Origin of the sequence: Pseudomonas sp. BF-R-19 (genome assembly GCF_019956445.1) — a bacterium.
GTDB classification, from domain to species: domain Bacteria; phylum Pseudomonadota; class Gammaproteobacteria; order Pseudomonadales; family Pseudomonadaceae; genus Aquipseudomonas; species Aquipseudomonas fluorescens_BH.
The window spans coordinates 1-13,622 of the sequence record NZ_JAHBDN010000077.1 but is presented as its reverse complement, the minus strand read 5'-3'; the positions used below and the strand labels follow the sequence as shown (position 1 = coordinate 13,622).

The 13,622-nt window shown below is 56.4% G+C and carries 13 protein-coding genes and 3 pseudogenes; 8 read left to right on the top strand and 8 right to left on the bottom strand.

Features of this window, described 5'->3' with window-relative positions:
- Positions 1 to 163 precede the first annotated feature (163 nt).
- Together fos and KGB28_RS22440 are read left to right on the top strand one after the other, a co-directional pair.
- Complete coding sequence (fos, locus tag KGB28_RS22445; protein WP_150754103.1) at positions 164 to 574, top strand: fosfomycin resistance glutathione transferase; 411 nt, start codon at positions 164 to 166, stop codon at positions 572 to 574.
- A gap of 88 nt (positions 575 to 662) precedes the next feature.
- Positions 663 to 2,036, top strand: a complete 1,374-nt coding sequence (locus KGB28_RS22440) for a transposase (RefSeq protein ID WP_150754102.1) — start codon at positions 663 to 665, stop codon at positions 2,034 to 2,036.
- A 206-nt stretch (positions 2,037 to 2,242) separates the two neighbouring features.
- Here the strand turns inward: KGB28_RS22440 and KGB28_RS22435 are convergent, their stop codons facing one another.
- A complete protein-coding gene (locus tag KGB28_RS22435) occupies positions 2,243 to 2,890 on the bottom strand; it encodes a glutathione S-transferase family protein (RefSeq protein ID WP_223447934.1) in 648 nt (215 codons plus the stop codon).
- Positions 2,891 to 3,003: 113 nt separating this feature from the next.
- Here KGB28_RS22435 and KGB28_RS22430 point away from each other — a divergent pair, with 113 nt between their 5' ends.
- Both KGB28_RS22430 and KGB28_RS22425 read left to right on the top strand, forming a co-directional pair.
- On the top strand, positions 3,004 to 3,570 hold the full coding sequence (locus KGB28_RS22430; protein ID WP_223447933.1) for a TetR/AcrR family transcriptional regulator: 567 nt from the start codon (positions 3,004 to 3,006) through the stop codon (positions 3,568 to 3,570).
- 163 nt (positions 3,571 to 3,733) lie between these two features.
- Entirely contained in the window at positions 3,734 to 4,765 is a 1,032-nt protein-coding gene (locus KGB28_RS22425; protein WP_223447932.1) for an IS110 family transposase, read from the top strand.
- Positions 4,766 to 5,093: 328 nt separating this feature from the next.
- Here KGB28_RS22425 and KGB28_RS22420 read toward each other — a convergent pair whose 3' ends face one another.
- The 5 genes from KGB28_RS22420 to KGB28_RS22400 all read right to left on the bottom strand — a co-directional run bounded on the left by KGB28_RS22420 (position 5,094) and on the right by KGB28_RS22400 (position 9,398).
- Positions 5,094 to 5,861: an ABC transporter ATP-binding protein gene (locus KGB28_RS22420; protein WP_150754885.1), complete on the bottom strand. Its 768-nt coding sequence runs from the start codon at positions 5,859 to 5,861 to the stop codon at positions 5,094 to 5,096.
- Positions 5,862 to 5,881: 20 nt separating this feature from the next.
- The gene (locus KGB28_RS22415; protein WP_223447931.1) at positions 5,882 to 6,595 is read right to left on the bottom strand and encodes an ABC transporter permease; all 714 of its coding nucleotides are present in this window, start codon (positions 6,593 to 6,595) and stop codon (positions 5,882 to 5,884) included.
- A complete protein-coding gene (locus tag KGB28_RS22410; RefSeq protein WP_223447930.1) occupies positions 6,592 to 7,281 on the bottom strand; it encodes an ABC transporter permease in 690 nt (229 codons plus the stop codon). The genes KGB28_RS22415 and KGB28_RS22410 overlap by 4 nt, the downstream gene beginning before the upstream one ends.
- 99 nt (positions 7,282 to 7,380) lie before the next feature.
- The gene (locus KGB28_RS22405) at positions 7,381 to 8,169 is read right to left on the bottom strand and encodes an ABC transporter substrate-binding protein (RefSeq protein ID WP_223447929.1); all 789 of its coding nucleotides are present in this window, start codon (positions 8,167 to 8,169) and stop codon (positions 7,381 to 7,383) included.
- Between the two features lie 59 nt (positions 8,170 to 8,228).
- Entirely contained in the window at positions 8,229 to 9,398 is a 1,170-nt protein-coding gene (locus tag KGB28_RS22400; protein WP_223447928.1) for a M20 aminoacylase family protein, read from the bottom strand.
- Positions 9,399 to 9,494: 96 nt separating this feature from the next.
- On the opposite strand from KGB28_RS22400, the gene KGB28_RS22395 reads away from it, so the two are divergent.
- Positions 9,495 to 10,484 carry a LysR substrate-binding domain-containing protein gene (locus KGB28_RS22395; protein ID WP_411740597.1) on the top strand — a complete coding sequence of 330 codons (990 nt, stop codon included), beginning with the start codon at positions 9,495 to 9,497 and terminating at the stop codon, positions 10,482 to 10,484.
- 164 nt (positions 10,485 to 10,648) lie between these two features.
- On the opposite strand, the pseudogene KGB28_RS22390 reads toward KGB28_RS22395, so the two are convergent.
- Positions 10,649 to 10,991: pseudogene (locus KGB28_RS22390) on the bottom strand (winged helix-turn-helix transcriptional regulator).
- A gap of 510 nt (positions 10,992 to 11,501) precedes the next feature.
- On the opposite strand from KGB28_RS22390, the pseudogene KGB28_RS31855 reads away from it, so the two are divergent.
- The 3 genes and pseudogenes from KGB28_RS31855 to KGB28_RS22380 form a co-directional block, all read left to right on the top strand.
- Positions 11,502 to 12,251 (top strand): annotated as a pseudogene (locus tag KGB28_RS31855) (patatin-like phospholipase family protein); the annotation flags it as partial.
- 322 nt (positions 12,252 to 12,573) lie between these two features.
- A pseudogene (locus tag KGB28_RS31850) lies at positions 12,574 to 12,705 on the top strand (IS30 family transposase); the annotation flags it as partial.
- Positions 12,706 to 12,794: 89 nt separating this feature from the next.
- Positions 12,795 to 13,079, top strand: a complete 285-nt coding sequence (locus KGB28_RS22380; protein ID WP_223447926.1) for a hypothetical protein — start codon at positions 12,795 to 12,797, stop codon at positions 13,077 to 13,079.
- A 76-nt stretch (positions 13,080 to 13,155) separates the two neighbouring features.
- On the opposite strand, the gene KGB28_RS22375 is transcribed toward KGB28_RS22380, so the two are convergent.
- Positions 13,156 to 13,338 (bottom strand): hypothetical protein, encoded by a 183-nt coding sequence (locus KGB28_RS22375; protein WP_223447925.1) that lies wholly within the window; start codon positions 13,336 to 13,338, stop codon positions 13,156 to 13,158.
- Between the last annotated feature and the right edge of the window lie 284 nt (positions 13,339 to 13,622).

Below are 13,622 nucleotides of genomic sequence, written 5' to 3'. Positions count from 1 at the left end.
CGTGGTTCTGCGAACGTTACGCTCTTTCGCACCCTCGCGGCTGACAGGAAATGCTGATGGCCAAAGGAGCTGCTTACGACAGACTGCTTTCGGCCGATTGTGTTGAAAAAGTCGATATTGATATCCTCAACCGTTCTCGTGGACTGGTTCTGGATAGATGCTCATGTTGACTGGCTTGAATCATTTTACGTTGGCGGTTGTGAACCTCTCTCGCAGTATCGAGTTTTATGTGGCTCTACCCGGCTTTAGATTGGCTGCCCGCTGGGAGACGGGAGCTTATCTTTCCCTCGGTGACCTCTGGCTTTGTCTGTCTCTCGATGAGAGTCGTGTGGCGGAAAAACAGCCTGATTACACCCACTATGCGTTTTCGGTGGGGCAGGACGATTTTGAAGAAGTCACCGCTTACTTGCGGCTTCGTAACGTTATTGAGTGGAAATCCAATTCGAGCGAAGGTAACTCGTTTTATTTTTCGGATCCCGATGGGCATCGCCTGGAAGTGCATGTAGGCAGCCTAGCTTCAAGGCTTGAGCAATGCCGGCGCCAGCCGTATGCAGGTATGGAGTTCTTTGACTGACCGTTTTCGTCTGATTTTATTGAAGAAGTAGCTCTGCTATCCGGCCTGCGGCAAAATCTATGCATTGGCCAGCAGGGAAGCACGCAGCATGATGGGACAGTTATCGAGTGGGCAGGAGCGGCTGTTTTACTCGTTCAACCTTGAAGATCACATCCCCGCCAATCACCTTCTGCGCAGCATTGATCGGTGTCTCGATCTGAACGATCTGCGCCATTACCTCGCCGATTTCTATAGCCCGATTGGGCGTCCGTCGATTGATCCCGAACTGATGATTCGCATGCTGATCGTGGGCTATTGCTACGGCATTCGCTCCGAGCGGCGGTTGTGCGAAGAGGCCCATTTGAACCTGGCGTATCGCTGGTTCTGCCGGTTAAGCCTTGAAGATGAAGTCCCCAATCACTCGACCTTTTCCAAGAATCGACACGGCCGTTTTCGGGACAGTGATCTGTTTCGCTGGTTGTTCAATGAAGTGCTGCGTCGCTGCATGGACGCCGGTCTGGTTAAAGGCGAAGGCTTTGCCGTGGACGCCAGCATCATCAAAGCGGATGCGAGTCGGCAGCGCGGCGTACCGGGCGATGAACCGATCAACTGGAGCGATCCGGCCCTGAGCACCCGCGCCGTGCGTGAGTACCTTGAGGCCCTTGATGAAGAGGCTTTGGCCGAAACGCTACCGAAGCGCCTGTCGCTGACGGATCCTCAGGCTCGCTGGACCGCGGCTCCAGGCGGCCCAGCGTTCTACGCTTATTCCACGAATTATCTGATCGATACCGAGCACGGCGTCATCGTGGATGTGGAACCCACACCGGCTCATCGCACGGCCGAGGTCGAGAGCACCAAGACCATGATCGATCGGGTCGAAGCGCAGTTCGACATCAAGCCGGAACGCCTCATCGGCGATACCGCGTACGGCACCGCGCCGATGCTGGCCTGGATGGTGGAGGAAAAAGACATCGAACCGCACGTGCCGGTGTGGGACAAAACCGAGCGCAAGAACGACAGTTTTTCGAGCAACGATTTCCACTGGGATGAAGAGGTTGAGGAATACCGCTGCCCGGTCGGCAACGCATTGCGCAGCGAATGGCGAGCCTTCAAGAACGAGCGCTCACACGTCACCAAAGCCAACACCATCATCTTCCGATCCCGGCAGACCGACTGCGTTGCCTGTCCGATGAAAGCCAAGTGCTGCCCAAACAGTGCGTTCCGCAAAATCGCTCGCAGCGTCCATGAAGCCGCGCGTGATGTGGCTCGGCGCATCGCGGCGACGCCGGCATATCAGCGCTCTCGCCACGAACGTAAGAAGGTCGAAATGTTGTTTGCCCACCTCAAGCGGATCCTGAAATTGGATCGCCTGCGGCTACGTGGCATGAGTGGCGCGACCGATGAGTTCACGCTAGCCGCCGCGGTACAGAACCTGCGACGGCTGGCCAAATTTACCTCTCAAGGGCCACCGGTCACGGGATAGGTGCGCCTGCACTCAGCAAAAAACCTCAAATTAACCCAATAACCGAGCAGCAAAGGTCAACGAAGGGCCGAGAAACCACGCAATGTGGTGAGTAGGTTCTCCGCTGATGGCCGTGCCTGAGTTCAGGCGATCCGAAAATCCGACTTTTTCAACAGAATCGGCCAAAAGCGGCCCTTGGGCGAACTATAAGTCCATCAATTTCTGCATTAACTAAAGTTCGGCTCGGTCAACACATTGAGCCCTGACTGGCGCAATCGCATGCGAAAAAGATAATCACGAAGATTTGATGTTTTTTTCAGCCATTGCGCACTTTCGGGCACGCGTTCCAAATAATCGAGCATAGGCGTCAGGATGGCGTCCGCCATGCTGTAGTCCGCCCCGCAGAAAAATTGCTGCCCGTCCAATTGCTTCGCCAGCAGCCCAAGTGTCTGGATAGCCATGGGCTCGGCGATAGCCACGGCGTCTCTATCGATTGGGCCTGACGGCTGCACAGGTGAAACCAGCAATAAAAGATAACGACGTATCAGTCGATCATCGGCATACATCGCCAAGGCAGCGGACCACTGATCGACCTTTAGCTTCTGGGCCAAGTCAGCGGGTTTTAGAGAAGTGTGCGCAAAGGCTTCATCCAGGTAGCGGCAAATAGTAGTTGTTTCAATTACGCTCCGCTCTCCATGCAATAAAACCGGGACCTTGCCATAAGGATGCAGTGCCTTGTGTTCAGGGCTGTGGAGCGTGATCGTTTTACCATCCACGTGCATCCCGTGTGTGTAATCTAGCGCTTTCTCTTCGCAGTAAAGTCTGACACTACGTACGAAGGTGCTAAATCCAGGTCCCAGTATGTGCAATCTCATGAGTAGCTCCTTGAGGGAAGAGTCGGCAATTCTGGTCGGTATGACTTTATGTTCAAGAACATAAAGTCCCGTTTTGTCATACTCCATCTCACGCTTTATCAAGGAGAAGACGTATGCCCTGGCCTGCTACACAGCGCGCAACCACTCGACAGATGATTCTGAATAGCGCAGCGCGACTTTTCGCACTAGAAGGTTTCGAAAAAGTCAGTATCGACTCAATTATGGAGAGTGCGGGATTGACCCGGGGGGCCTTCTATAGTCACTTCGCATCCAAAACGGAGCTTTACACCGAAGCTATTAGAAATGCCGCGAACGCGGGGGGCGCGATACTGGAAGAGGCTGGTAAAGACGGTTTGCAGCAGGTAGTGAAAGACTATCTCCGTATGGACCATCGGGATGCAAGCCGAATGCACTGTCCGTTAGCCTTCATGGTCAATGATGCTGCTCAGCAGGACGGAGCCATCCAGGAGAGCTATACCCAAGTGCTTGCAGCTTTCATTACACGTCTAGAATCCGGACTGAAATCGACGACAGAGGCGGATACACGCCAGCATGCTTTGCAAATTGCCGTAGGGATGATTGGTGGCTTGGCACTAGCTCGAGCTGTGGCCGATGATCAATTGGCACAAGAGATTCTTACAGCCTGTCAACAGGGATGTTTGCAGCTCGTTGAGCTGTGACAAGCCATAACAAACAACGAAACGACCGCTTTGGATCGACTGCTACCCTTAGCCAGAGGCAACAATCGGCCATATACAATGGGATGGACTCCTCCTCACCTCGGCATCTTGAGTGCCAGACTGAAGGTGCGAACCACAGTCAACCGTGAGAAGGAGTCCACACATGAAGCTTATGCGCATTGGGGTCGACCTGGCCAAGAACGTGTTTCAGATCCACGGCGTGGATTGTCATGAACAACCCATCTGGCGGCAATGCCTACCGCGTGATCGCTGGCTGCAAACGGTGCTGGAGAAAATCGAACCCGGCTGTGAAATCGGTATGGAGAGTTGCGGTGGAGCCCATCATTGGGCGCGACAACTACAGGCACGCGGATTTCGGGTGAGACTGATCGCGCCGCAGTTCGTCAAACCATACGTCAAGAGCAACAAGAATGACGCCAACGATGCCGAAGCAATCTGTGAGGCAATGAGCCGCCCCAGCATGCGCTTCGTCGCCGTCAAGACCATCGAACAACAGGATATCCAGGCGACGCATCGCATCCGGGCCGGCTTAATCGAACAGCGGACGGCCAAAGCCAATCAGATTCGTGGGCTGATCGCCGAGTACGGCCTTGTTGCTCCGAAGGAGTTGCTGATGCTGCGTCGCGCCATACCGTGCTGGCTGGAAGAGGCGGATAACGGTTTGACGGTACGTTTTCGTCGTCTGCTGAATGGCCTGTGGGGCGACCTTCGCACACTGGATGAACGCGTGGGCGAACTCGACAGCGAGATATCGGCAATCGCGGCAAGTGAACCAACGGCCGTTCGCTTGCAGCAGCTGCGCGGGGTCGGCCCGATGATAGCCACCGCACTCGTTGCTGCCATTGGTGATGCCCGACAGTTTGCCAATGGCCGGCAGTTGGCCGCCTCGTTAGGGCTGACGCCGAGGCAACACAGCTCCGGCGGCAAGGATCGACTGCTGGGCATCAGCAAACGTGGCGATGCTTATCTGCGAGCGCTGATGATCCATGGTGCACGATCGGCACTACGCACGGCCAAATTTAAAGATGACCGGCTCAGCCAGTGGGCTGTCCGTTTAGCTGAGCGCTCGCATCCTAATGTGGCGGCTATTGCGCTAGCCAACAAAACTGCGCGCATGGCTTGGGCGATGCTACGCAACGGCACTGATTACCAAGCGGATCGGGCAGCGGCCTGACCCATTTATCCAAGGAGAAGCACCTCTACACCACGATTGCGAAGCAACCCGAACAATGGCAAACCGGTCGAACCGGCGTCGGAAAAACCCTCTAATGACCAGGTGCGTAAAGCACGTAGAAGCAATTGGGAGCCGACGCGCGAATAGCCCATCATGGCCCTGCATCGAATCGATGCTGAAATCAGAGGCCGAATATACGTGTGCAGTCGGCACGGGCGTCAAAGCGAAGGGGGCTTGCAACGAGGAGGAGTCCATATACGGTCTATCGATTGCTCTGCTGGCGTTAGTATTCGAAATTATCCTTCACGCCTGGAAAATCGAAATGTAGCTACTTGAGACTCCCGGCCAGGAACTGCTGCAACCGCTCGCTTTGAGGCTGTTCCAGCAGCGTGCCTGGCGCTCCCGACTCCTCCACCCGCCCCTGATGCAGAAACATGACGTGGTTCGACACCTGCCTGGCAAACGCCATTTCGTGGGTGACGACCACCATTGTCCTGCCCTCTTCGGCCAGTTGCTGCATGACCTTGAGCACCTCGCCCACCAATTCAGGGTCAAGGGCTGAGGTCGGTTCGTCGAACAGCATCACCTCAGGTTCCATGGCCAACGCACGGGCAATGGCCACCCGCTGTTGCTGACCGCCGGACAAATGCACCGGGTACTGGGCCTCGACTTTTTGTGGCAGCCCCACCTTGGCAAGGTAATGACGCGCCCTTTCCAGCGCCTGCGCCCGACTGATACCGAGCACGCTCATCGGGCACTCGATGATGTTTTCCAGCACGGTCATGTGGCTCCACAAATTGAAGTGCTGAAACACCATCGACAACCGGCTGCGCAGGTTCCGTAACTGCCCGGGGTTAACCACACACAACTCGCCCCTTGAGTTTCTGCGGGTGAGCAACTCTTCGTCATTGACGACAATGCGCCCGGCCGACGGTTGTTCCAGATGGTTGATACAACGCAAGAAGGTACTTTTCCCGGACCCGGAGGAGCCGATGATGCTGATCACATCACCCGCCCTGGCCTTGAGCGAAACCCCTTTCAACACTTCATGGTTGCCGTAGTTTTTATGGACATCTTCAACGATCAATTTATACATTCGAGCAAGTCCGATAGGGGTCAGTGCATCCGCGGTTTGAGGTAGGCCAGCCAATGCAGCTCGCCGCGTCGAAACAGCCAGATCAGGAAAAAAGCACTGGCGGCGTACAACACCCCGGCAATGCCAAAGGCGGTAAAGGATGCATAGGTCGCCGAGTTGACATCCCGGGCGATCTTCAGCAAATCGGGCACCGTGGCGGTAAAGGCCACCGAAGTGGAATGCAGCATCAGAATCACTTCATTGCTGAAAAACGGCAGTGCGCGGCGCAACGCCGACGGCAGAATGATCCGGCGATAGAGCGAGAATCGGCTCATCCCGTAGGCGCTGGCGGCCTCGATTTCGCCGTGAGCTGTCGCTCTGATGGCGCCGGCGAAAATCTCGGTCATGTAGGCACAGGTATTGAGCCCGAAAGCCAGTACAGTGCAGTTGAAACCGTCACGGAAAAACGCGTTGAGAAAGTCCTGGGACCGCACCACATGCAAGCTGTACACCCCGGTGTAAAAGAACAGCAGCTGGATGTACAACGGGGTGCCACGAAACACGTAGGTGTAACACCAGACGGGCAGGCGCAGCAGCGGGTTGCGGCTGACGCGGGCAATCGACAACGGCACCGCGAGCACAAAACCCATCACCACCGAAAGTATGAGCAGCCACAAAGTCACCGCCAACCCGGAAAAGTATGGCCCGTCACTCCACAGGTAAGCCTGCCAGTAGTCCTGGAGAATGCCGTTCATAACGCAGCCTTCCTGACACCGACCGAGTAGCGGTGCTCCAGCCACAGCAACACACCATTGGAAACCGTGGTAATGGCGAGGTAGATCAGGCCGCCAACCAGCGTGAAGTAAAAGAACTGCATCGAGCCCTTGCCCGCATCCTGGGTGGCCTTGACCACATCTGTCAGGCCGATGATCGATACCAGCGCAGTCGATTTGATCAACACCTGCACGTTGTTGCCAATGCCGGGTAGCGCATGACGCAACATTTGCGGGAACAGGATTTTGCGAAAGGTCTGCCCGTGAGTCATGCCGTAGGCCCTCGCCGCTTCGATCTGCCCCGCCGGGACTGCCTGGAAGGCGCCGCGAAAAGTCTCGGTAAAGTAGGCCCCGTAAATGAATGCCAGCGTCACGACACCGGCCAGAAACGGGTCGATATCAATTTGGGCGATGCCCAGCCAATCGGTCATCCGGTTGAGCAGCATCTGCAGGCTGAAGAACAGCAGCAACATGATCACCAGGTCCGGCATGCTGCGGATCATGGTCGTGTAGGCCGTGGCCAGCGTGCGCAACAAACGATTGGACGATAACCTGGAACTGGCGCCCATCAGCCCGATCAGGACGGCGATCAGCAATGAACAAAGCGCCAGTTTGATGGTAGCCAGGGTGCCCAGCAGAATCTGCGGGCCAAAACCTTCCAGAAGCATCTCACTCTCCTTGTTCTTGTTAGGGTGAGGTGAAGGGGGCAATAGAGCGCTCGAACGAGCGCCCTGTTCAAGGTAACGACGACGCGTCAGTTGGCGCCGTTACCGGGCACCGTAGACGTCAAAATCGAAGTACTTGTTGTTGATCCGCGCGTAAGTACCGTTGGCGAGAATGGTTGCCAGGGCTTTGTTCAAGTCTTCGCGCAACGCGACATCCTCCTTGCGCAGACCAAGGCCATCACCGACGCCGAAGAAACCCGGGGCATCCAGAGTGGCACCGGCAAATTCATAGTCCTTACCCGCCGCTGTCTTCAAGAAGCCGTAACTGGCTTGAATGGAACCCTGCAACGAGGCATCAAGTCGCCCCACGACCAGGTCGGCGTACACCTGGTCCTGATTTTGATAGGAAAGAACGTCCACGCCTTTGGAACCCCAAACCGCTTTGGCATAGGACTCCTGGGTCGAACCCTGCACTACACCAATGCGCTTGCCCTTGAGCGATTCGAGGGTCGGCTGTAATCCCGATCCACGCTTGGCCACTAACCGTGTCGGTGCATTGGACACCTTGTCGGTAAACGCAATCTGCTCCAGGCGTTTGGGTGTGACGGTCATCGACGACGCCACCGCATCGAACTTGCGCGCCAGCAGTGCCGGGATCATCCCGTCCCAACTGCTTTCCACCCAGACGCATCGGGCTTTCAGTTCGGCGCACAACGCCTCGGCGATGTCGACCCCGAAGCCGGTCAGCGTGCCATCCTGGTTCTTGTATTCCAGCGGTGGATACGTCGGGTCCACCCCCAGCTTCAACACTTTGCCAGACCAGTCGGCCGCCCCCGCCAGGCTCGAGGCCGTCAGGAACACCAGGGAAACGGCTGCAATCATCTTGTTCATTTTTATTCCTCTTCAGGCCGCAGATTTTTTACCGGCACAACGGGCGAAAATACGCCGTCTCAACACAGAAAACGTTCGACCAACTTGACCCAATAGCTCGCGCCCACCGGCAGGCAGCCGTCATTAAAGTCGTAGCCGGGGTTGTGCAGCAGGCACCCGCCTTCTCCCTCACCGTTGCCGATCACCAGATAGCTGCCGGGGCATTTTTCCAGGACAAAAGCAAAGTCCTCGCTGGCCGTGAACGGTCGCAAGTCATCGATCAGGTGTTCCTCTCCCAGCCAGTCGCGGGCGACTTCATGGGCAAATGCTGTCTGTTCGGGATCGTTGATCAGCACCGGATGGCAATGCTGGTAATCGATGTGGACCCGGGCGCCAAAACTCTCGGCCTGGCCCTTGACCAATTCAGTGATTCTGACCTCCAGCAAGTGGCGAATCTCGGGGGTCAGGGCGCGTACGCTCAGGCTCAGGTCGGCGCTGGACGGGATGACATTCGAGGCACTCCCGGCATGCAGGGAGCCCACCGTGATAATCGCCATCTCCTGCGGGTTAACGTTGCGCGAAACGATGCTTTGCAGGGCCATCACGATCGAGGCACCGACCACCACCGGGTCGACGGCTTTGTGCGGCACCGCGCCATGGCCACCGTTGCCGATGATTTTGATGTTAACCGTGTCGGCAGACGCCATGAACGGTCCGCTGTAAAAACCCAAATGCCCGACGGGATAACCCGGCACGTTATGCATGGCGAAGATCGCGTCACACGGAAACCGTTCGAGCAGCCCTTCCTCCAGCATTTTCCTGGCACCGCCCAGCCCTTCTTCCGCCGGTTGGAAAATCAGGTGGACGGTGCCATTGAACGCCCGTGTCCGGGCCAGGTACTGACCGGCTGCCAGCAGGACTGCTGTATGACCGTCGTGACCGCAGGCATGCATCACACCGTCGAGCCGGCTGGCATAAGGCAAACCGGAGGTTTCCTGTATCGGCAACGCATCCATGTCCGCGCGCAAGCCAATGGACCGACCCTCGCCATTTTTCAGGGTGGCAACGACCCCGGTCTTGCCCACCCCAGTGCTGACCTCAAAGCCCCACTGAGTCAAATACGCTGCAACCAGTTCACTGGTGGCGAATTCTTCAAAACCCAGTTCAGGGTGCGCGTGAATGCTGTGACGTATCGCGACCATTTCATCTTGCATCGCGGCAATACCAGGCAGGACCAGGCCGGCATTCATGGGTGTTCTCCTTCGACAGGGGTTGTGCGGCAGCGAAAGCGCTGTTGGGGTCGATCTTAGGGAACGGACGCTGGGCTGGGGAGGCGCAGTTTGGTTATGATGACAACCATGAGTTGTCACCAGGGTGGGCAGATGAAACTGCATCAATTACAGGCGCTGATTGCCAGCGCCGAAACCGGCAGTATCCGCGCGGCCGCGCGTTCGCTGGAGATTTCCCAGGCTGCTGTGACCAAAGCGCTGCGCGAGTTGGAAACCAGCCAACAGCTACCGCTGTTTACCCGAACCGCCAGCGGTCTGAACTTCACCGAGTACGGCAAAGTGCTGCTGACTCACGCCCGGCTGGTGATCAAGCAACTGGAGCACGCACAGACCGAGCTTGATCACATGCGTGGCAAGGCTCAAGGCCGGCTCTGCGTCGGGATCACCCCATGGGTCGCCCTGACCTTCCTGCCCGAAGTCGTGCTGGCTTTTCGCGAACGTATGCCACAAATCAAGCTGGAACTGTTCGAAAGCCTGATGGCCGTTGCCCAACCGCTGCTGCGCGACGGCAGCATGGACTTCGCGATTGGCCAACTCCATCCCACACAATCGACCCAGGAATTCGCCTGCGAAACCTTGCTCGATTACCAGACCTCGGTGCTGGTCCGCGAGGGGCACGCCCGACAGCATGCGCAATCGATCCACGAGTTACTGGAAGAAAACTGGACCCTGAACTACGCGCCGGACGGGCACGATGGGCTGATGCAGGAACTGTTCTGGAAACACGGCGCGCAGATCGATGAGAATCGAATCGTGCGTGCTCATTCGCTGGCCATTTTGCAGATGATGGTCGAGCGGGCCGACATGTGCACCTGGGGGCCGTCCATCGTGAGCACAGCCCCGCCATTTCTGGGGCGAGTGGTATCCCTGGGGCTGACCGAGCAATTCGAGCCCCGACAGCTGAGCATCGTGACGCGCCGTAATGGCGCACTGAGCAATCCGGCGGTCTGCTTCACCGAATGCCTGCTGCAGGTCATTCGGCGCCATGCGCGATCGGCCAAAAAGGAAGACCGCGCGCTGTTTGAAACCTTACGGCTGCGGCTGTGAGGTGACCCTACGGTTTTATGTCTGATACCTCAGGACGTCTTTGGGTCAAACATGGCTGCAGGTACCGCCGCCAAGCGTTCACTTCTGACTGATTTGTGCACGTGGCCACAGGCGGCTCTCGACCAGCAGCAGCCTCTCATGTGAGGCTGCGAAACCTCGGGGGCTCAAGCATCTGGATTGAGCGTCTCCCTGAGTTCCGCCCATTGCAATCGTGCATCCAATGCCGGACACAGCGCCTGGCCCCCCCTCTGTCATGCGATATTCCACTTTAGGCGGTACTTGCGCATAGGCCGTGCGATGCACGATGCCATCCGCTTCCAACTGGCGTAACTGCTGAGCGAGCATCTTCTGCGATATCTCGGGGATTAGCTTTTCCAGCTCGGAAAAGCGTTGCACCTGGCCACCGAAAAGGTGGAACAGGATCACCAATTTCCAGCGGCCTTCGAGTTGCCGGAGCACTGCTTCCACGCTGCAGGCGGCGGTCGACGGGGTGTAAATCGCTCTCATATTTACCTGACTTACTTTTTCGTGCGTTCTTGCCATTTGGTAACCCTGTAGCGAGAATTTGGGCAGCTCGCAGGAAGGACAGACCGTCACCCTGCCCGCTCGGCTGAGCGGGAATTTTCCTGGTAGCCCCGTCGAGCTCACCTACACCTTTGTACTCGACAACGGCAAGATCGCATCCTTGGAGATCAGCTGATGTGTCGGCGCTGATTGATCACGACAGCGCGCGCGAGTTGATGGAGAAACTCGTCAGAGAAACTCCGAAAATTTTGTGCAAACACTGTTCCTTTTGAGATGTGACCCGTCCTGAATATCCCGTTCTGCGCCTTAACCTGGAGATTTCAAGGGCTTTCGTATAGAACCTGGAGCGCGCGACCAATGAGTTTTTTTATCATGTAAAGGAGCGCAAAATGAGCTGCCTGGCGTTCGAATGACGTGTCGCAGTCGGCTGAAGGGGCCCAAGGAGGCGTTTTGAAACCATTCCCGCTCAGACCTGGCGCCTCAACTCTGAACATGTTCCTGCAAGGGGGCTTGCCACGCCGTGATGCTGTGCCGCAAACGTTAACGGAAAAAGCGGTCATCCCAGGCATTCCCAATGCTCGCTACTGGTTGGACCACGACCTGACTCTGTTCATTCAGGATGCAACTGAGGGCAACAAACGCGAGAGCGAGGCGCTCGCCAAGGCAGGGAAACCGAACAACATCCTGCCGCTGGCAAATATGCTGGCAGTTTCGGGAGGCGGTGACGCAGGCACATTCGCAGCAGGACTCATTACGGGGTGGACCACGCATGGGACTCGCCCCATGTTCAAGGTCGTCACGGGCATTAGCGCGGGCGCCCTGGTCGCCCCGTTCGCTTACCTGGGATCCGGGTACGACGACGTGATTCGGCATATCGCCAACGTCATCGGTCCAAAAGACGTTTTTCGTTCGCGAAACGTGTTAACCCGTTTTGCCAGCGACGGTATAGCGGACAGCAAGCCACTGTCGCGGCTCATTACAAAGTACGTCACTGCGCAGATTCTTGCGGCGATTGCGGCGGAATACGCCAAAGGACGAATCCTGCTGATCGGCACAACCGACCTTGATTCAGGGCGGCCAGTCACGTGGAACATGGGCACTATTGCCTCTAGCGAAGCACCGGGAGCGCTCGACCTCTTCCGCAACATCATGATCGCGTCGATGAGTATTCCCGGCGCAGTCTCACCCGTCATGATCGATGTGGACGTTGACGGCAAACAGTTTCAGGAAATGCACGTGGACGGAGGGGTAATCACTCAGGTGTTCCTTTACCCACCTGGCACCAAGATGGCGCTGAACAGAGCCACCGGAGCACCTTTGCGACTCGAGCGGCATTTCTATGTCATTCGTAATGGGACACTGGAGCCGCAGTGGTCCGGGACGAAACGCCGTACATTGAGCATCGGTGGTCGAGCCATCAGTGCATTGATTCAAACTCAGGGGATCAGCGACCTGGAGCGAATTTACCGTATGGCGCAGCAGGATGGAGCGGATTTCAATCTTGCGTACATTGGCTCCGACTTTTACTTTCCGCACAATCAGAAATTCGATGGCGAGTACATGAAGCGTTTATTCGATTACGCCTTTCAACTCAGCGCGAAGGGCTATCCGTGGCATAAATCGCCGCCCTCGGAAAACACTGAACTACGAAACACCGGCGGAACGATTTAGCCAATCTGTTGCGTCGACCGGTTGAATCCACAGCCAAAAGCAGCCCTTCAGATGCGTCTATGAAATGAGGGCTGATTCAGTTTTAAGTCAGCCAACTACTCAAGATGGTGAACAATGCTTTCGAACCTTGATGTAGTTCGCGCGCAATTGCGGGAAGCGGAACCGGTGTTGAAGCGTCTCGACCAGGAACTGGAAACGATCAATTTTGACCCTGCCGTCCCGTCCTGCGTCGAAGCAGCGACGCGTTGGATTACGGAAAACATTGACGGTTTCTTAGCGGGGTTCAATGGCAATCCAATTCTCGGCCCATTAGCGAATCAACTTAAGGTTCAGTATGTTGAAGGCATCCTGAACCAAGTGGTGTCCGCTCAGCACGCAAAGGTCAGCCAAGATAGCTAGCTATTGCCCATGAGGGTGGTGGCACTGAGTCGGCAACGGCCCTTCGTGGCAAGCAGGGGCACCTGAGGATCACGCGTTATTTTGTATTGTCCTTGGGTGTGCAGATGGTGTTGATCTGGAACTGCACCCCTTCAAGTGATGCCTTGATCTGATCGGCTGCGTGCTGACACGCCTCCATATTCTTGTACTCAGCATGGTCGACCGCTCGAAAGGGCTGTGGTCCGCTTGTACCAAGAATGATCCAGAGAATGAAGTTCATGATGCCTCCGACACTTCAGGTAGATGATGGAGTCTAGCAGTGGATGGATGACCGGGGCATAGAGCGCATTTGGAGTCGATACTTCAACTGGAAAATGGTGAGCCTCATGTAGGACGTGTATGACGAATATTGTCGGTTATGACCGGCTGCTTTGGGTCCAGGCTGTGTGAAAACGCACTGAGTACGTCGATAACGGAGAGTTGCGTGCGTTGCCTGCGAAACAGCAGACGGAAGCGCGAATTACCTTAGTCAGCTACATAGGTGTTCGTAAATGCGATTTGGGC